The organism is Streptomyces sp. NPDC020983, assembly GCF_044333485.1.
Classification (GTDB): Bacteria; Actinomycetota; Actinomycetes; order Streptomycetales; family Streptomycetaceae; genus Actinacidiphila.
In genome coordinates this window covers 644,602-662,338 of sequence record NZ_JBIRRA010000002.1, presented here as the reverse complement: position 1 = coordinate 662,338, position 17,737 = coordinate 644,602, and the positions used below count along the sequence as shown (strand labels likewise).

Annotated in this window: 17 protein-coding genes; 5 read left to right on the top strand and 12 right to left on the bottom strand. The window is 74.9% G+C overall.

Going from position 1 to position 17,737, the window contains the following annotated elements:
- The first annotated feature begins 37 nt into the window (after positions 1-37).
- Positions 38-1,378 carry a UDP-glucose dehydrogenase family protein gene (locus ACH4SE_RS06250; RefSeq protein WP_398542103.1) on the top strand — a complete coding sequence of 447 codons (1,341 nt, stop codon included), beginning with the start codon at positions 38-40 and terminating at the stop codon, positions 1,376-1,378.
- A gap of 99 nt (positions 1,379-1,477) precedes the next feature.
- The gene (locus tag ACH4SE_RS06245; RefSeq protein WP_398542102.1) at positions 1,478-1,849 is read left to right on the top strand and encodes a VOC family protein; all 372 of its coding nucleotides are present in this window, start codon (positions 1,478-1,480) and stop codon (positions 1,847-1,849) included.
- Between the two features lie 54 nt (positions 1,850-1,903).
- Here the strand turns inward: ACH4SE_RS06245 and ACH4SE_RS06240 are convergent, their stop codons facing one another.
- Genes ACH4SE_RS06240 through ACH4SE_RS06230 form a run of 3 tightly spaced genes read right to left on the bottom strand, consistent with a single transcriptional unit; the run spans position 1,904 to position 4,803 of the window.
- A complete protein-coding gene (locus tag ACH4SE_RS06240) occupies positions 1,904-3,088 on the bottom strand; it encodes a dipeptidase (protein ID WP_398542101.1) in 1,185 nt (394 codons plus the stop codon).
- Positions 3,089-3,122: 34 nt separating this feature from the next.
- The gene (purE, locus tag ACH4SE_RS06235; RefSeq protein ID WP_398542100.1) at positions 3,123-3,680 is read right to left on the bottom strand and encodes a 5-(carboxyamino)imidazole ribonucleotide mutase; all 558 of its coding nucleotides are present in this window, start codon (positions 3,678-3,680) and stop codon (positions 3,123-3,125) included.
- Positions 3,673-4,803 carry a 5-(carboxyamino)imidazole ribonucleotide synthase gene (locus tag ACH4SE_RS06230; protein ID WP_398542157.1) on the bottom strand — a complete coding sequence of 377 codons (1,131 nt, stop codon included), beginning with the start codon at positions 4,801-4,803 and terminating at the stop codon, positions 3,673-3,675. The genes purE and ACH4SE_RS06230 overlap by 8 nt, the downstream gene beginning before the upstream one ends.
- A gap of 197 nt (positions 4,804-5,000) precedes the next feature.
- On the opposite strand from ACH4SE_RS06230, the gene ACH4SE_RS06225 reads away from it, so the two are divergent.
- Positions 5,001-5,519, top strand: a complete 519-nt coding sequence (locus ACH4SE_RS06225) for a GtrA family protein (RefSeq protein ID WP_398542099.1) — start codon at positions 5,001-5,003, stop codon at positions 5,517-5,519.
- Between the two features lie 24 nt (positions 5,520-5,543).
- Here ACH4SE_RS06225 and ACH4SE_RS06220 read toward each other — a convergent pair whose 3' ends face one another.
- The 3 genes from ACH4SE_RS06220 to ACH4SE_RS06210 all read right to left on the bottom strand — a co-directional run bounded on the left by ACH4SE_RS06220 (position 5,544) and on the right by ACH4SE_RS06210 (position 8,115).
- Positions 5,544-6,809 (bottom strand): ATP-binding protein, encoded by a 1,266-nt coding sequence (locus ACH4SE_RS06220; RefSeq protein ID WP_398542098.1) that lies wholly within the window; start codon positions 6,807-6,809, stop codon positions 5,544-5,546.
- A gap of 12 nt (positions 6,810-6,821) precedes the next feature.
- Complete coding sequence (locus tag ACH4SE_RS06215) at positions 6,822-7,496, bottom strand: response regulator transcription factor (RefSeq protein WP_031519470.1); 675 nt, start codon at positions 7,494-7,496, stop codon at positions 6,822-6,824.
- Positions 7,497-7,599: 103 nt separating this feature from the next.
- Positions 7,600-8,115 (bottom strand): carboxymuconolactone decarboxylase family protein, encoded by a 516-nt coding sequence (locus tag ACH4SE_RS06210; RefSeq protein ID WP_398542097.1) that lies wholly within the window; start codon positions 8,113-8,115, stop codon positions 7,600-7,602.
- A gap of 47 nt (positions 8,116-8,162) precedes the next feature.
- Between ACH4SE_RS06210 and ACH4SE_RS06205 the strand changes: the two genes are divergently transcribed.
- Positions 8,163-9,665, top strand: coding sequence for a PLP-dependent aminotransferase family protein (locus ACH4SE_RS06205; protein WP_398542096.1), 1,503 nt, complete (start codon positions 8,163-8,165; stop codon positions 9,663-9,665).
- A gap of 100 nt (positions 9,666-9,765) precedes the next feature.
- On the opposite strand, the gene ACH4SE_RS06200 is transcribed toward ACH4SE_RS06205, so the two are convergent.
- Together ACH4SE_RS06200 and ACH4SE_RS06195 are read right to left on the bottom strand one after the other, a co-directional pair.
- Complete coding sequence (locus tag ACH4SE_RS06200; RefSeq protein ID WP_398542095.1) at positions 9,766-10,266, bottom strand: ATP-binding protein; 501 nt, start codon at positions 10,264-10,266, stop codon at positions 9,766-9,768.
- A 135-nt stretch (positions 10,267-10,401) separates the two neighbouring features.
- Positions 10,402-10,770 carry an STAS domain-containing protein gene (locus ACH4SE_RS06195; RefSeq protein ID WP_398542094.1) on the bottom strand — a complete coding sequence of 123 codons (369 nt, stop codon included), beginning with the start codon at positions 10,768-10,770 and terminating at the stop codon, positions 10,402-10,404.
- Between the two features lie 269 nt (positions 10,771-11,039).
- Between ACH4SE_RS06195 and ACH4SE_RS06190 the strand changes: the two genes are divergently transcribed.
- Positions 11,040-11,900, top strand: a complete 861-nt coding sequence (locus ACH4SE_RS06190; protein ID WP_398542156.1) for an RNA polymerase sigma factor SigF — start codon at positions 11,040-11,042, stop codon at positions 11,898-11,900.
- 37 nt (positions 11,901-11,937) lie between these two features.
- Here the strand turns inward: ACH4SE_RS06190 and hutI are convergent, their stop codons facing one another.
- Genes hutI through hutU form a run of 4 tightly spaced genes read right to left on the bottom strand, consistent with a single transcriptional unit; the run spans position 11,938 to position 17,623 of the window.
- Positions 11,938-13,287, bottom strand: coding sequence for an imidazolonepropionase (gene hutI / locus ACH4SE_RS06185; RefSeq protein ID WP_398542093.1), 1,350 nt, complete (start codon positions 13,285-13,287; stop codon positions 11,938-11,940).
- Between the two features lie 51 nt (positions 13,288-13,338).
- Positions 13,339-14,745, bottom strand: coding sequence for a formimidoylglutamate deiminase (locus ACH4SE_RS06180; protein WP_398542092.1), 1,407 nt, complete (start codon positions 14,743-14,745; stop codon positions 13,339-13,341).
- Positions 14,721-15,965 carry an allantoate amidohydrolase gene (locus tag ACH4SE_RS06175; RefSeq protein ID WP_398542091.1) on the bottom strand — a complete coding sequence of 415 codons (1,245 nt, stop codon included), beginning with the start codon at positions 15,963-15,965 and terminating at the stop codon, positions 14,721-14,723. The genes ACH4SE_RS06180 and ACH4SE_RS06175 overlap by 25 nt, the downstream gene beginning before the upstream one ends.
- Complete coding sequence (gene hutU / locus ACH4SE_RS06170) at positions 15,962-17,623, bottom strand: urocanate hydratase (RefSeq protein ID WP_398542090.1); 1,662 nt, start codon at positions 17,621-17,623, stop codon at positions 15,962-15,964. Before hutU ends, ACH4SE_RS06175 begins: the two co-directional genes overlap by 4 nt.
- Positions 17,624-17,737 lie beyond the last annotated feature (114 nt).

Genomic DNA, 17,737 nt, shown 5'->3' with positions numbered 1-17,737 from the left:
CCCTTTCGGCGGGCACCGCGCCGACTATGCTCGGCGCATGCCTCTCAAGCTGACCGTGATCGGCACCGGCTACCTCGGTGCCACGCACGCCGCGGCGATGGCCGAGCTCGGATTCGACGTGCTCGCGCTCGACATCGACCCCCGCAAGATCGAGCTGCTCGCCCAGGGCCGGGTGCCGATGTACGAACCGGGCCTGGAGGACATGCTCGCCCGGCACGTGGCCGGCATCGAGGGATCCAGCGGGCGGCTGCGCTTCACCATGTCGTGGGAGGAGGTCGCCGACTTCGGCGACGTGCACTTCGTGTGCGTCAACACCCCGCAGCGGCAGGGCGAGTACGCGTGCGACATGAGCTACGTGGAGAGCGCCTTCAGCCGGCTGGCACCGCTGCTGCGGCGCCCCGCGCTGGTGGTGGGCAAGTCCACGGTGCCGGTGGGCAGCGCGGCGCGGCTCGCGGAGACGCTGACCGCCCTCGCCCCGGCCGGCGAGGACGTCGAGCTCGCATGGAACCCGGAGTTCCTCCGCGAGGGCTTCGCGGTGCAGGACACCCTGCACCCGGACCGGATCGTGGTCGGGGTGCGCAGCGAGCGCGCGGAGAACCTGCTGCGGGAGATCTACGCCACGCCCGTGGCGGAGGGCACGCCCTTCGTCGTCGCCGACTACCCCACCGCCGAGCTGGTCAAGACCGCCGCGAACGCCTTCCTCGCCACCAAGATCTCCTTCATCAACGCGATGGCCGAGGTCAGCGAGGCGGCCGGCGGGGACGTGGCGGTGCTCGCCGAGGCGCTCGGCTACGACGACCGGATCGGCCGCAAGTTCCTGCGGGCCGGCATCGGCTTCGGCGGCGGCTGCCTGCCCAAGGACATCCGCGCCTTCATGGCCCGGGCCGGCGAGCTGGGCGCCGACCAGGCGCTGACGTTCCTGCGCGAGGTCGACTCGACCAACATGCGGCGCCGCACCCAGATGGTCGACATGGCCCGCGAGGCGCTGGGCGGCGGCTTCCTGGGCCGCCGCGTCGCGGTGCTCGGCGCGACCTTCAAGCCGGACTCCGACGACGTGCGGGACTCCCCCGCGCTCAACGTCGCCGGTCAGATCCAGCTCCAGGGCGGGCAGGTCACCGTCTACGACCCCAAGGGCATGGAGAACGCCCGGCTGCACTTCCCCACCCTCGGCTACGCCGGCAGCGCGCCGGACGCGGTCCGCGGCGCCGACGTGGTGCTGCACCTGACCGAGTGGCGCGAGTTCCGCGAGCTGGACCCGGCCGCCCTCGCCGAGGTGGCGCGCGGCCGTGTCGTGCTGGACGGCCGCAACACCCTGGACGCCGCGCTGTGGCGCAAGGCCGGCTGGACCTACCGGGCGATGGGCCGCCCGAACGCGTAGGTCCGCGCCGCCTTCGCACGATGTCGGCGGGTGCGGCCATGATGGGGGACGGACAGCGCCGCCCGGCCCGGGGCGGCCCCCCTGCCGAAAGGACCCACCATGATCGGCCGGCTGATCTCCGTCGTCCTGGACTGCCCCGACCCCGCCGCGCTCGCCGCCTTCTACGCGGAGCTGCTCGGCGGCGAGGTGGAGGCCGAGGACGAGACGTGGATCGACCTCAAGCGCCCGGACGGCGCGGACCTGTCCTTCCAGCTCTCGGCGGACTTCCGGCCGCCGGCCTGGCCGGACCCGGAGCGGCCGCAGCAGTTCCACCTGGACGTGCGGGTGCCGCGGGCCGAGATGGACGAGGCCGAGCGCAAGGTCCTCGCGCTCGGCGCCACCCTGCTGGAGGGCGACCTCGGCGGCTCCCGCAACTGGCGGGTCTACGCCGATCCCGCCGGGCACCCGTTCTGCCTCTGCGCGGCCGGCTGACCGGCGCGGGAGGGGGCGCGGGCCCGGGGCGCGTACCCCCTCCGCGGCCGCCGGTCAGCCGTCGAGCTGCGCCAGGGTCGCCGCCGAGGGGCCGCGGCGGCGCTGGATCGCGGCCGCGGCGGCTTCCGCGTCGCGCAGCACCCGCACCGCGTTGCCCCAGGTCAGCTTGGCGAGGTCGGCGTCGGACCAGCCGCGCCGCAGCAACTCGGCGACGAGCTGCGGGTAACCGGTGACGTCGGCCATGTCCTGCGGGGTGAAGGCGGTGCCGTCGTAGTCGCCGCCGAGGCCGATGTGGTCGACGCCGGCGACCTCGCGCATGTGGTCCAGGTGGTCGGCGACGGTCGCCGCGGTGGCCTGCGGGCGCGGGTGTGCGGCCTCGAAGGCGCGCTGCACCGCCATCCCCGCGGGGGTGGTGTCCAGGTGGTGCAGGCCGTGCTCGCGCATGTTGGCGTCGGCCGCGAGCGTCCACTCGATGGCCGCGGGGAGCACGAACTTCGGCACGAAGGTGGCCATGGCCACGCCGCCGTTTCCGGGCAGCGCCGCGAGGACGTCGTCGGGGATGTTGCGGACGTGGTCGCAGACGGCGCGCGCCGAGGAGTGCGAGAAGATCACCGGCGCCTCGGCGACGCGCAGCGCGGCGCGCATGGTGTCGGCCGAGACGTGGCTGAGGTCCACCAGCATGCCCAGCCGGTTCATCTCCCGGACGACCTCCTCGCCGAAGGCGGTCAGTCCGCCCGCGGCGGGCTCGTCGGTCGCCGAGTCCGCCCACGCGGTGCGGGTGTTGTGGGTGAGCGTCATGTAGCGCACCCCGAGCGCGTGGAAGGCACGCAGCACCCCGAGCGAGTTGTCGATGCTGTGCCCGCCCTCGGCGCCCATCAGCGACGCGACACGGCCCTGGGCGCGCGCCTGCTCCATGTCGTCGGCGGTCAGCGCGAGCACGAGGTCGGCGGGGTAGCGCTCGGTGAGGCGGCGGACGACGTCGATCTGCTCCAGCGTCGCGGTGACGGCGTCCGCGCCGGCCAGTTCGACCGAGACGTAGACCGACCAGAACTGCGCGCCCACACCGCCGGCCCGCAGCCGCGGCAGGTCGGTGTGCAGCAGGCCGCTCTGGTCGGCGGACACGTCGAGCCGGTCGAGGTCGTACGCGACGTGCTCGCGCAGCGCCCACGGCAGGTCGTTGTGCCCGTCGACGACGGGGTGGGCGGCGAGCAGGTCACGGGCGCGGGCGAGGTAGTCCATACCGGCACCCTATGCGGGGCCCCGCCGCACGGACCTACTGCCCGAAGCCGAAGCCGCCCGTGCCCTGCACCTTGCCGCGCAGCCGCCGGCCCTTCTCGGTGGCCTGGTCGTTCAGCTCCTGCTGGAAGTCCCGCATCCGCTCCTGGAGCCCGCTGTCGTGCGCGGCCAGGATGCGGACGGCGAGCAGCCCGGCGTTGCGGGCGCCGGCCACCGACACGGTCGCGACGGGGACGCCGGCCGGCATCTGCACGATGGACAGCAGCGAGTCCATGCCGTCGAGGTACTTCAGCGGCACCGGCACGCCGATGACCGGCAGCGGCGTGACGGACGCGAGCATGCCCGGCAGGTGCGCGGCACCGCCCGCGCCCGCGATGATCACCTTCAGCCCGCGCCCTGCGGCCTGCTCGCCGTAGGTGATCATCTCGCGCGGCATGCGGTGCGCCGAGACGACGTCGACCTCGAAGGGGACGCCGAACTCGCCGAGCGCCTCCGCGGCGGCCTCCATCACCGGCCAGTCGGAGTCCGAGCCCATGACGATGCCGACCGCGGGCCCCGCGGCGTCGTGGCCGGACGGGGCGGGCGCTTCACTCATCGATCGTCCCTCGCAGGTAGTCGGCGGCGTGCCGGGCGCGCTCGCGCACCGCCGGCAGGTCGGCGCCGTAAGCGGTGACGTGGCCCACCTTGCGGCCGGGCTTCACGTCCTTGCCGTACATGTGGATCTTCAGGCCCGGGTCGCGGGCCATGCAGTGCAGGTAGCCCGCGTACATGTCGGGGTAGTCGCCGCCCAGGACGTTGGCCATGACCGTCCAGGGGGCCCGCGGGCGCGGGTCGCCGAGCGGCAGGTCCAGCACCGCGCGCAGGTGGTTGGCGAACTGCGAGGTGACGGCGCCGTCGATGGTCCAGTGGCCGCTGTTGTGCGGGCGCATCGCCAGCTCGTTGACGAGGATCGCCGCCGTGCCGTCCGGGCGGCGGATCTCGAACAGCTCGACCGCGAGGTGCCCGACGACGCCCAGCTCGCGCGCCACCGTCAGGGCGAGCTGCTGCGCCTGCGCCGACAGCTCCTCCGGCAGGCCGGGCGCGGGCGCGATCACCGTGTCGCACACGCCGTCGACCTGCACCGACTCCACCACCGGATACGCCACGGCCTGGCCGTGCGGGGAGCGCACGACGTTCGCGGCCAGCTCGCGCACGAAGTCCACGCGTTCCTCGGCGAGCACCGCGACGCCCGCCTTGAAGGCGTCCGCCGCGTCGGCCTCGGAGCGCACGAACCACACGCCCTTGCCGTCGTAACCGCCGACCACGGTCTTGAGCACCACCGGGTAGCCGTCGCCCTCGGCGGCGAAGCGGGTGACGTCCGCGGGGTCGGCGACGATGCGGTTGCGCGGGCAGGGAACGCCGATCTCGCCGAGCCGGGCGCGCATCACACCCTTGTCGTGCGCGTGCAGCAGCGCGGCCGGCCCGGGCCGTACGACGACGCCCTCCGACTCCAGCACCCGCAGGTGCTCGCCGGGCACGTGCTCGTGGTCGAAGGTGATCACGTCGCATCCGCGGGCGAAGGCGCGCAGGGTCTCCAGGTCGCGGTAGTCACCGACGGTGACGTCGGAGACGACCTGCGCGGCGGAGTCCTGCGGGGTGTCGCTGAGGATCCGGAACCTGATGCCGAGCGGGATGCCCGCCTCGTGCGTCATACGCGCGAGCTGGCCGCCGCCGACCATGCCGACTACGGGGAATGTCACGATGCGTCCTGCCGGTGGTGCGTGGGGGCCGGTCCCCCGGGTGGGCTCTACCAGGGTATCCGCCGGACGGCGGGCCCCGGACTCCGGACGGCCCTGGGACGGCCTTCCGCCGCCCGTTAGCATGAGGACACGCACCCGTCACGACGACCCCCCACAGACAGGCCCGAACGATCACCATGAGCGGAATCAACGCCCTGCGCGCCCAGCTGGCGCTGATGTACCGCGAGATCGCGAAGTTCGGAGCGGTGGGCGGGGCCGGGCTGCTGGTGAACTTCGGTGTGTACAACCTGCTGCGCCACCTCACCGGCCTGCAGACCGTGCGCGCGAGCGTGCTGGCGACCCTGGTGTCGATCGTCTTCAACTACCTGGGGTTCCGCTACTTCACCTACCGCGACCGGGACCGCGAGGGCCGCGCCCGCGAGATGGGGCGCTTCCTCGCCTTCAGCTGCGCCGGACTGGTGATCGAGAACGGCATCCTGTACGTCGCGACGTACGGCTTCCACTGGGACAGCACGCTGCAGAGCAACGTCTTCAAGTTCCTCGGTGTGGGCCTCGCCACCCTCTTCCGCTTCTGGTCCTACCGCACGTGGGTCTTCCGGACGGTGCCCGCGAAGAAGGCGATGGCGCAGGCCGTCGAGGAGGCCGAGTCGCTGCTGGCCGAGGGCACCGAGGGCGGGGCGCGCTCGGCGCGCTGACCGCCCGCCCGGCCGCGCCCGCCGTCAGCTGACGATGTCCTCGCGCGGCGGCGGGGGCTGCATCTCGCGGGCCAGGAAGAGCGCGAAGACGGGCGGGCGCTGCTGGAGCAGTTCGAGCCGCCCGCCGTCCGCCTCGGCCAGGTCGCGGGCCAGCGCGAGGCCCAGGCCCGTGGAGTTGCGCCCGCTGACGGTGCGCTCGAAGACCCTCGCCCCGAGGTCCGGCGGCACCCCGCGGCCCTCGTCGGTGACCTCGACGACGGCCTGGTTGCCGGTCACGCGGGTGCGCAGGGCGACGGTGCCGGCACCGTGCATGAGCGAGTTCTCGATGAGCGTGGCCAGCACCTGCGCCACCGCGCCGGGCGTGCCCACCGCCCGCAGCGCCGGGGTGCCGGAGCGGACGATGGTGCGCCCCTCGCTCCGGTAGGCCGGACGCCACTCCTCGACCTGCTGCTTGATGACCTCGTCGAGGTCGAAGTAGACCGCCGAGCCGGTGCGCGGGTCGCGGGCGTTGGTCAGCAGCCGCTGCACCACGTCCGTCAGCCGCTCGACCTGCCCGAGCGCGATCGACGCCTCCTCCTTGACCGTCCCCTGGTCGTCGGTGGCGATGATCTCCTCCAGCCGCATCGACAGCGCCGTCAGCGGGGTGCGCAGCTGGTGCGAGGCGTCGGAGGCGAGCCGCCGCTCGGCGGTGAGCATCCGCCCGATGCGCTCGGCGCTGGCGTCCAGCACGTCGGCGATGCGGTCCAGCTCCGGCACACCGTAGCGGCGGTGGCGCGGCCGCGGGTCGCCCGAACCGAGGCGCTCGGCGGTCGCGGCCAGGTCGCTGAGCGGGCTCGCGAGCCGCCGCGCCTGCCACACGGCCAGGCCCACGGCGGCCAGCACGGCAAGGAGCGCGACGGCCAGGATCACCAGCACGTTGCGCCAGATCTCGCGGCTCACCGTGGAGCGCGACTGCTCCACCGTGACCGACTCGCCGTGGTCGCCGCGCTGGGTGGAGGCGATGGTGTCGCCGTGCGGGCGCCTGCCGAGGGTGACGGGCAGGTGGCCCGGCACGCGCACCACGGCGTAGCGGTCCGCGGCGACCTGCCGGTCCAGGCCCTTGGCGTCGACGCTCTCACCGGCCAGGATGCGGTTCTCCACGATCCCGACCAGCCGCACCGCCTCGGACTCGACGCCGTCGCGCGCGCTGCTCTCGATGGTGCGCGACTCCACCAGCACCAGGGACAGCCCGAAGACGGCGATGACGGCCAGCACCACGGCGAGCGTGGAGGAGATGAGTCGGCGGCGCACGGGTGCCGCGCGTCAGTTCTTCTCGAACCGGAAACCGACCCCGCGCACGGTGGAGATGTACCGCGGGTTCGCCGCGTCGTCGCCGAGCTTCTTGCGCAGCCAGGAGATGTGCATGTCCAGCGTCTTCGTGGACGACCACCACGTGGTGTCCCACACCTCGCGCATCAGCTGCTCGCGGGTCACGACCCGGCCGGCGTCCCGCACCAGCACCCGCAGCAGGTCGAACTCCTTCGCGGTGAGCTGGAGTTCGTCGTCACCCATCCAGGCGCGGTGCGACTCGACGTCGATCCGCACCCCGTGCGTCGGGGCCTGCGCGGGCTCGGTGGTGCCGCGCCGCAGCAGCGCCCGGACGCGGGCGAGGAGTTCGGCGAGCCGGAAGGGCTTGGTCACGTAGTCGTCCGCGCCGGCGTCGAGCCCGACGACGGTGTCGACCTCGTCGGCGCGCGCGGTCAGGACCAGTACCGGGAAGGTGTGGCCCTCGGTACGCAGCCGCCGGCACACCTCCAGGCCGTCCATCCCGGGCAGGCCCAGGTCGAGCACCACCAGGTCGACGGCGCCCAGCAGCGCCGTCTCCAGCGCGCCGGGTCCGTCCTCGCGCACCTCGACCTCGTAGCCCTCGCGGCGCAGCGCGCGCGCGAGGGGTTCCGAGATGGATGCGTCGTCCTCGGCCAGAAGTACGCGGGTCATGGGCTTGATGGTAGTCCGCACCCCCGGGGCGCGAGGTGGTGGTACACCGGCCGCCCCGGGCGCCCCGCGCGCGGGGCGCGGCGGCGGCGCGGACGCGGGGAGTTCAGGCGGCCAGCGGCCAGGGGCGGGCGGTGGCGCCGAGCCTGTTCCAGGCGTTGATGACGGTGACGGCCCAGATCAGTTCGGCGAGCTGGGTCTCCTCGAACTCCGCGGCGGCGCGCGCGAAGACCTCGTCGGAGACGTGGCCGTCGGTGAGCCGGGTGACCGCCTCGGTGAGCTCCAGGGCGGCCCGTTCGCGCGCGGTGAAGAACGGCGTCTCGCGCCACACCGGCAGCGCGTACAGCCGCCGTTCGCTCTCGCCGCCCTCACGGGCGTCCCTGGCGTGCGTGTCGACGCAGTAGGCGCAGCCGTTGAGCTGCGAGGCGCGCGCCCGTACGAGCTCCAGCAGCGGCGCCTCCAGGCTGACCTCGCGGGCGGCGGCGTCCAGCGCGTTCATGGCGCGGTTGACGTGCGGCACGAGGCGGTCGACGGCGAGCCGGACGGCGGGGACGACGGGGGCGGGGGCAGGGGTCGCGGCGGGCGTGGCGGCGGCTTCGGGGGTGGCGGTCTCAGTGCTCATGCCCTTGACGGTAGACGCGCAGTGGGCCCGGGATAAGGTCCACTTCCATGGACGAATCCTGGCCCACTTCGACATTCGAGCGGGAGACCGGCACGGGGGCGGAGCCGGGCCCGGACACCGGCGCGGGGCGGGCCGCAGGGGTGGACCTGCACCTGGACCTGGGAGCGGGCGAGGGGGCGGCGTACGGGAGGCGCGCGGCGCTGGAGAAGGCCCTGCGCGAGGCGGTGCGCGCGGGGCGGCTCGCCCCCGGGAGCAGGCTGCCGTCGAGCCGCCGGCTGGCCGCGGAGACGGGGCTGTCGCGCGGCACGGTCAAGGCCGCGTACGACCAGCTCACCGCCGAGGGCTACCTGACCGCCCGGCAGGGCTCGGGCACGGTGGTGGCGGGCCGCCCCCAGGGGCCGCGGGACGCACCGCGCGGTCGCTCCGCCGCGGCGCCCCGGCCCCGCCACGACCTGCGGCCGGGGAGCCCCGACGTGACCGCCTTCCCCACCGCGGCCTGGCTGCGCGCCACCCGGCGCGCCCTGGCCGCCGCCCCGTCCGCCGGCTACGACTACGGCGACCCGCGCGGCACCGTGGAGCTGCGCACCGCGCTCGCCGGCTACCTCGGGCGGACGCGCGGGGTGGCCGCGGACCCGGAGCGGATCGTGGTCGTCTCCGGCTACGTGCAGGGGCTCGCGCTGCTGACCCGGGTACTGGCGGCGGAAGGCGGGCGGCCCGGCGGGCCGGTGGTGGGCATGGAGGACCCGGGGCTGCCCTTCCACCGCGAGGTGGTGCGGCGCTCGGGCGGGCGCGTGGTGCCGCTGCCGGTCGACGCGTCGGGCGCGCGGCTGCCGGACGGCGACGGCGTGCTCGACGCGGTGGTGGTCACGCCCGCGCACCAGTACCCGACGGGCGTCACCCTGCACCCGTCCCGGCGGCACGCGCTGGCCGCCTGGGCGCGCCGCACCGGCGGCCTGGTCGTGGAGGACGACTACGACGGCGAGTTCCGCTACGACCGGCAGCCCGTGGGCGCCGTGCAGGGCACCGCGCCCGAGCAGGTGGTGTACCTGGGCACCGCCTCCAAGACGCTCGGTCCCGCGCTGCGGCTCGGCTGGATGGTGCTGCCCGCGCACCTGGTGGAGCCGGTCGCGCAGGCCAAGCTGTACAGCGACTACCACACCGGGGCGGTCGGCCAGCTGGCGCTCGCGGACATGATCGCCGGTCATGCGTACGACCGGCACGTGCGCGCCGCCCGGCTGCGCTACCGGCGCCGCCGCGACCTGCTGGTGGCCGGGCTCGGCGCGGGGGGCGGCGTCCGCCCGTGGGTGCGGGTGCGGGGGGTGGCGGCGGGGCTGCAGGCGCTGGTGGACCTGCCGGCTCAGGGCCCCGGCGAGGCGGAGGTGCTGCGGGCGGCGGCCGCGCAGGGGCTCGCGGTCGGCGCGCTGGGCGGGCACTGGCACGTCCCGGAGGGCGCGGGCCGCCCGCAGGGACTCGTCGTCGGCTTCGGCACCCCGGGCGAGGGCGGTTACCCCGCGGCTCTGGACGCCCTGGTGCGCGTGCTGAGGAAGTGACGGCGCGGTGCCGCGCCGCGGCAGGGGGGCCGGGCCGGGTGCCGCGACCCGGGAGCGCGGGAGGTCCCCGCGGGGACGGCCCGGGCGGACCGCGGCCGGGTCAGGCGGGAGGGGCGGCCAGTTCGGCCCAGACGGTCTTGCCGGGGCGGTCGGCATTGCGGATGACGCCCCAGTCGAGGCACAGGCGCTGGACGATGAACATGCCGTGGCCGCCGGGGCGTCCCGCGCGGTGCGGGGTGCGGGGGGCGGGTTCGCCGGGGCCGCTGTCGAGCACCTCCATCCGCAGCGCCTTGGGGCTGCGGCGCAGCAGCAGCTCCGTGGGGCCGCCGGCGTGCAGGCAGGCGTTGGTGACCAGTTCGGACACCACGAGCAGGACGTCCTCGGCGGCCGCTCTGCGGTCGGCGGAGGCGGCCGGCAGCCAGCCCCAGTCGTGCAGCGCCTGCCGGGTGAAGTCCCGCGCCCGGGGCACTATTCCGCTCTCTCCGGTCAGCGGCAGCCGCCGCGCATTGTCGGGGCCCACGGTGTCCGTACCCCCGTCCCGGCCGGTTGCGCCCGTCTCCGGACCACGGTCGTCCGCGGCGTAGGGCCGGGTTGTGCTCATCAAGGCCTCACCTCACGGATGTACGTCTGGGTCCGTTCTGTCTTCTGCCCGAAGGATCTCCCGGAACACGTCCGGGGTCCAGGAAAGCTCGGGCACCTGTGGCGCCCGTCGCGCCACCCCGCCCTGCGGTCCCCGCTACTCGCGGAGGGCCTGGTCCAGCGTGTCGTGCACCGTGAAGACGACGTCGGCTCCGGTGATCTCCAGGACCCGGGCCACCGTCGGCCGCATCGCGGCCAGGTGCACCGCTCCGCCCTGCGCCTCGGCTCGCAGCCGCGCGCCCAGCAGTACGTTGAGCCCCGTGGAGTCGCAGAACTCCAACTGCGAGCAGTCGACCACCAGACGCCGTGCGCCCGCGTCGAGAGCCGCGTCCAGCGGCTCGCTGAGCAGGTCAGCGGTGTGATGATCCAGCTCGCCCGCAGGCGTGAAGACCGCAGTGCGGTCATGCTGTGCGACCTCGACCCGCAACCGGCCGAGACCTGCGGTGCCGACCGCTTCGCGGTCCATGTACGCTCCTTCGCCCAACGTGGTGACGCGGTTGTCGACCCTACGCGCTTCCCTCCCGGGACGGTAGTCGGCCGCCGGGACCGGCGCACCACCGCCCTGAACTCAGAGGACTTTCGTCACCCACGATGACGCGGCGCGCACGGGGCGTGCGCGCTCACACCGGACAAAACGCCCAGTACGGGCGTAGAACTTGCGACGCCCCGGACAACAGGCGTAGGGGTGGAGGTACGGCAGTGGCACAGCCGACCGCCGCACGCGAGGAGGAGCAGATGGCACCCCGGCTCGGCCTGGATCAGGAGAACCAAGCGCTGGAGCAATGCGAGGGGCTTGAGGGGCTCCCGGAGATTCCCCCGTACGACGAGATAGGACCGGTCGACGCGCGCGCCCTGTCCAAGACGCTCTTCGCCCGCCTGCACGGCCTGGAAGAGGGCACGCAGGAATACGCGTACGTCCGCAACACGCTGGTCGAACTCAACCTCGCGCTGGTCAAGTTCGCCGCGGCGCGCTTCCGCACCCGCAGCGAGCCGATGGAGGACATCATCCAGGTCGGGACAATCGGCCTGATCAAGGCGATCGACCGCTTCGAACTGAGCCGCGGGGTGGAGTTCCCCACCTTCGCGATGCCGACGATCGTCGGTGAGATCAAGCGCTTCTTCCGCGACACCAGCTGGTCGGTGCGCGTGCCGCGCCGCCTGCAGGAGCTGCGGCTCGACCTCGCCAAGGCGGGCGACGAGCTCGCCCAGCGGCTGGACCGCACGCCCACCGTGCGCGAGCTGGCCGAGCGGCTCGGCCTCCCCGAGGAGGAGGTCATCGAGGGCATGGCGGCGAGCAACGCCTACACCGCCAGCTCGCTGGACGCGCAGCCCGCCGAGGACGACCCCGAGGGCGCGCTCGCCGACCGGATCGGCTACGAGGACCACGACCTGGAAGGCGTCGAGTACGTCGAGTCGCTCAAGCCGCTGATCGCCGGGCTGCCGCAGCGGGACCGGGCCATCCTGGCGCTGCGCTTCGTCGGCAACCTCACCCAGGCCGAGATCGGCGAGGAGCTGGGCATCTCGCAGATGCACGTGTCGCGACTGCTCACCCGCACGCTGTCACGGCTGCGCCGCGGGCTGCTCGTCGAGGAGTGACGGGCGCGGGAGGGCCCGCGTCCCGCACGCTCCGCCCTCACGCGCCGCGCAGCCCCGCCCCGCCGAACGCGGGCGAGACGTACCGCAGCACGCCCGATTTCCACACCGCCGCCGCCAGCGGTACGCCGGGGCGGTAGGCGAGGTGGACGTGGCCGGGCGCGTCGAGCAGCAGCAGGTCGGCGCGCGCGCCCACCGTGATCCGACCGACGTCGGCGCGGCGCAGGGCGCGCGCGCCGCCGTAGGTGGCCGCGTGCACCGCCTCGTCCGGGGTCATGCCCATGTCCCGCACCGCCACGGCGACGCAGAAGGGCATGGAGGTGGTGAAGGACGAGCCCGGGTTGCAGTCCGTCGACAGCGCCACGGTCGCGCCCGCGTCCAGCAGCCGCCGCGCGTCGGGGTAGCGGGCGCGGGTGGAGAACTCCGCGCCCGGCAGCAGGGTGGCCACGGTGGTGTCCGCGGCGCTCGCGAGGGCGTCCACGTCGGCGTCCGTGAGGTGCGTGCAGTGGTCGGCCGAGGCCGCGCCGAGCTCCACCGCCAGCCGCACGCCGGGGCCGTGGCCCAGCTGGTTGGCGTGCACACGCGGGACGAGGCCGCGCGCGGCGCCCGCGGTGAGCACCGCGCGGGCCTGGTCGCCGTCGAAGGCGCCGCGCTCGCAGAAGACGTCGATCCAGCGGGCGTGCGGCGCGCACGCGTCCAGCATCTCGCCGGTGACCAGGGCGACGTAGCCGTCCGGGTCACCGGTGAACTCCGGCGGGACGACGTGCGCGCCCAGATACGTGACCTCGTCGGTGTGCCGGGCCGCGACGGCGAGCGCGCGGGCCTCGTCACGGGTCGTCAGGCCGTAGCCGGACTTGGTCTCCTGGGTCGTCGTGCCCTGCCGCAGCGCCTCGTCGAGGAAGCGTGCGAGGGTCGCGGCCAGGTGGGCGTCGTCCGCGGCGCGGGTCGCGGCGACGGTCGTGCGGATACCGCCCGCGGTGTAGGGGCGGCCCGCCGACCGGGCCGCGAACTCCGCGCTCCGGTCACCCGCGAAGAGCAGGTGGGAGTGGGAGTCGACGAAGCCGGGGAGCAGCGCCCGGCCGCCCGCGTCGAGGCGGCTGTCCGCGGCGGGCGCCCTGCCGGCCGGGCCGAGCCAGGCGATGCGGCCGCCGTCGATCACGACCGCCGCCGGGCCCGGGAGGAGGCCCAGGGCGGGCAGCGAGCCGCCGCCCGCGGCCGGGGCGAGGGAGGGGTCGTTGGTGAGCAGGCTGCCGATACCGGTGACGAGCGTGCTGGGCCCGGGGGCTGCGCCCGCTGCCGCCGTGCCTGCCGCCGCCCGGTGGGCGTCGTGTGCGGGGGTGGCCGCGGGTGCCGGGGCCGCCGGGTCCCCCGCGGTGCCGCTGCTGGTCATCGTGGGTGCTCTCGCCGTCGTCGGGTCCAGGGTGCGGGCGGGGCCGGCCGGTCAGCCGTGCAGGGCGCCGACCGCCGCCGCGAGGGTGCCGGGGACGTCCGGGACGAGCTGGTGCCGCCCGTCGCGTACGACGTGCCGGCCGCCCACCACGGTGTGGCGCACGTCGGCGGCCGTGGCCGCGAACACGGCCGTCTCGCCGGCCAGCCGGGGCGGCGGCCCCGCGGTCCGTACGGTGTCCAGCGCGATCGTGGTGAAGTCGGCGAGCGCGCCCGGCTCCAGGCGGCCCGCCTCGGGCCAGCCGAGGCTCGCGTGGCCGTCGTCGGTCGCCGCGCGCAGCAGCTGGGCCGCGGTCCAGTGGCCGCGGGTGCGGGCCTGGAGGCGCTCGTTCATCTCGACCGCGCGCGCCTCCTCGAAGAGGTCGATCACGGCGTGGCTGTCGCTGCCCAGGCTCATCCGGCAGCCGGAGCGGCGCAGTTGCGGCGCCGGGCCGATGCCGTCGGCGAGGTCCCGCTCGGTGGTGGGGCACATGCACACCGTGCCGCCGCCGGTGCCGAGCAGCGCGATGTCGCCCGCGGTCAGGTGCGTGGCGTGGACGGCGGTGGTGGTGGGGCGCCAGAAGCCGTTGTCGGCGAGCAGCCGGGCCGGGGTGCGGCCGTGCAGCGCCGTGCAGGCCTGGTTCTCCGCGGTCTGCTCGGAAAGGTGGATGTGCACGGGCACGTCGGCGGTGCGCTCGGCGAAGAGCCGGTAGCCGTCGCGGTCGGAGAAGGCGCGCACCGAGTGCACCGCGGCGCCGATCCTGGCGTGGCCCTCGCCCTTGAGCCGCGACCAGCGGTCGTACCAGCGGTCGGCGGTGCCGTCCCCGAAGCGCCGCTGCACGCCCTCCAGCGGGCGGTAGCCGGTGCGGGTGAAGCCGCCGTGCAGGTAGGCGGTGTCGAGCAGGGTGATGCGGATGCCCGCCTCGCCCGCGGCGGCGATCAGCGCCTCGCCCATGGCGTTGGGATCGGCGTAGGGGGTGCCGTCCGGCTGGTGGTGCAGGTAGTGGAACTCCCCGACGCAGGTGATGCCGGCGAGTGCCATCTCGGCGTAGACGGCGCGGGCGAGGGCGAAGTAGCTGTCCGGGTCCAGCGCGCCCGCGACCTCGTACATGACGTCGCGCCAGCTCCAGAAGGAGGTGGGGGCCGATCCCGCCGCCCGGCCTGCCTGGCCGCCGTCCGCGCCGGGGCGCGCGCCGATCTGGGCGACCCCGCGCAGGGCGCGGTGGAAGGCGTGGCTGTGCGCGTTGGCCAGACCCGGCAGGGTCAGGCCGCGCAGCACCGTCGCGCCGGCCGGCGGGTGGTCGGCGGGGCGGACCTCGGCGATCCGGTCGTCGGCCGCGGTCAGGAGGATGCCGGGCGCGGCGTGTGTGCCGAGCCACGCGTTTTCCAGCCAGTACGTCACCTGCACGCGAGACCTTCCCATACGTCGGCGAGCGCGGACACTCCGGCGGCGCAGTCGTCCTCGGCGGCGTGTTCCGCCGGGGAGTGGGAGACGCCGGTGGGGTTGCGTACGAACAGCATGGCGGTCGGAACGGCCGCGGAGAGGATTCCGGCGTCGTGTCCCGCGCCGGTGGGCAGAACGGGTACCGGCGCACCCGCTCCGAGCAGGGCGGCGAGCCGGTCCCGCAGCTCGTGGGCGAATTCCACCACGGGGGTGAACGACTCGCGGGTGACGTCCACCCGCACCCCGTCGCGCGCCCCGCGCTCGGCCGCGGCCTGCTCGATCGCGGCGACGACCGCGGCGAGCGTGTCCTCGTCGGGGGCGCGCGAGTCCAGCCAGCCGCGGACGAGGGAGGCGATCGCGTTGACGCCGTTCGGCTCGACGGCGACCTTGCCGAAGGTCGCGAGCGCGCCCGCCAGCCGGGCCTTCTTGCGCGCGGCGAGCACGGTGGTGGCGTAGGTCAGCATCGGGTCGCGGCGGTCCTCCAGGCGGGTGGTGCCCGCGTGGTTGGCCTCGCCGCGGAAGTCGAAGCGCCAGCGGCCGTGCGGCCAGATCGCCGACGCCACCCCGACCGGGGCCCCCACGAGGTCCAGTGCCCGGCCCTGCTCGACGTGCAGCTCGACGAAGGCGCCGATACGGGCGAGGCGTTCGGGGTCGGGCCCGATCGCGTCCGGGTCCTGCCCCGCGCGCTCCATCGCCCGCGCCAGCGTCACCCCGTCCGCGCCGGTGAGCGCGCGGGCGTCGGCCGCCGGCAGCTGACCGGCCGCCAGCCGGGAGCCGACGCAGGCCAGTCCGAAGCGGGCGCCCTCCTCGTCGGTGAAGTTCACGATCCCGAGAGGGCGCCGCGGCCGGGCACCGCGTGCGTGCAGCGCGTCCAGCGCGGCGAAGGCGGAGACGACCCCGAGCGGACCGTCGAAGGCGCCGCCGTCCGGCACGGAGTCCAGGTGCGAGCCGGTGACGACGGCGCCGCCCGCGGCCGGGTCGCCGAGCCAGGCCCACTGGTTGCCGTTGCGGTCGGTCTCGTACGCCAGCCCGCGGGCGGCGGCCTGCGCACGGAACCAGGCGCGGCAGTCCGCGTCGGCGGGCGTCCAGGCGTGGCGCCGGTAGCCGCCGGACGCCGCGTGCCGGCCGATCCCGGCCAGCTCGCGCCACATGGTCTGGAAGCCGTCGCCCGTGCCCGGCTCCCCGGCCGCGCCGGTCATACGGACGACTCGCGCATCGGGACGCGCACCCCGCGCCGGGCCGCGACGTCCTCGGCCTGCTCGTACCCGGCGTCGACATGGCGGATGACGCCCGTGCCGGGGTCGTTGGTGAGCACCCGGCGGATCTTCTCGGCGGCCAGCGCGGTGCCGTCGGCGACGGTGACCTGGCCGGCGTGGATGCTGCGGCCGATGCCGACGCCGCCGCCGTGGTGGATCGACACCCAGGAGGCGCCGGAGGCGACGTTGACCATCGCGTTGAGCAGCGGCCAGTCGGCGACGGCGTCGGAGCCGTCGCGCATCGCCTCGGTCTCCCGGTAGGGGGAGGCGACCGATCCGCAGTCCAGGTGGTCGCGGCCGATGACGACCGGGGCCTTGAGGGTGCCGTCGGCGACCATCTCGTTGAAGCGCTCGCCGGCCTTGTCGCGCTCGCCGTAGCCGAGCCAGCAGATGCGGGCGGGCAGGCCCTGGAAGTGCACGCGCTCGCCGGCCATCCGGATCCAGCGGGCCAGCGACTCGTTCTCCGGGAAGAGGTCGAGGACCGCGCGGTCGGTGGCGTGGATGTCGGCCGGGTCGCCGGACAGCGCCGCCCAGCGGAAGGGGCCCTTGCCCTCGCAGAAGAGCGGGCGGATGTAGGCGGGGACGAAGCCGGGGAAGGCGAAGGCCCGCTCGTAGCCGGCGAGTCTCGCCTCGCCGCGGATCGAGTTGCCGTAGTCGAAGACCTCGGCGCCCGCGTCCTGGAAACCGACCATCGCCTCGACGTGCCGGGCCATCGACGTACGGGCCCGCTCGGTGAACTCGGCGGGCTTCTCGGCCGCGTAGTCCGCCATGTCCGCGAAGTCCACGCCCAGCGGCAGGTAGGCCAGCGGGTCGTGGGCGGACGTCTGGTCGGTGACGATGTCGACCGGGGCGTTGGCGGCCAGCATCCGCGGCAGCAGGTCGGCGGCGTTGCCGAGCAGGCCGACGGACAGCGGGCGGCGCGCGTCGCGGGCCTCGGTGGCGAGCCGCAGCGCGTGGTCGAGGTCGTCGGCGCGGACGTCGAGGTAGCGGTGGGCGATGCGCCGCTCGATGGCGCGCGGGTCGCAGTCGATGCACAGGGCGACGCCGCCGTTCATGGTGACGGCGAGCGGCTGCGCGCCGCCCATGCCGCCGAGCCCCGCGGTGAGGGTGACGGTGCCGGCCAGGGTGCCGCCGAAGCGCTTGGCGGCGACGGCGGCGAAGGTCTCGTAGGTGCCCTGGAGGATGCCCTGGGTGCCGATGTAGATCCACGAACCGGCCGTCATCTGCCCGTACATGGTCAGGCCCAGGGCTTCGAGGCGGCGGAACTCCTCCCAGGTGGCCCAGTCGCCGACCAGGTTGGAGTTGGCGATCAGCACGCGCGGCGCCCACTCGTGGGTCTGCATGACGCCGACCGGGCGGCCGGACTGCACGAGCATCGTCTCGTCCTGCCTGAGCCCGCGCAGGGTGCGGACCATGGCGTCGAAGGACGCCCAGTCGCGCGCGGCCTTGCCGCTGCCGCCGTAGACGACGAGCCGGTCGGGGTGCTCGGCGACCTCGGGGTCGAGGTTGTTCTGCAGCATGCGCAGCGCGGCCTCCTGCGGCCAGCCCAGCGCGCTCATCTCCGTACCGCGCGGTGCGCGTACCGGCCTCGGTCCCGTCATCGGTGCGGCCTCCTCGTCACGACACTGAATATTCACATCCTCGGGGCGTGAATAGCTCTAGTCAACAAGTCGGCGGGGCAGTGGCGGAGGCGGGTGCCGCGGTGGTGGGATGGC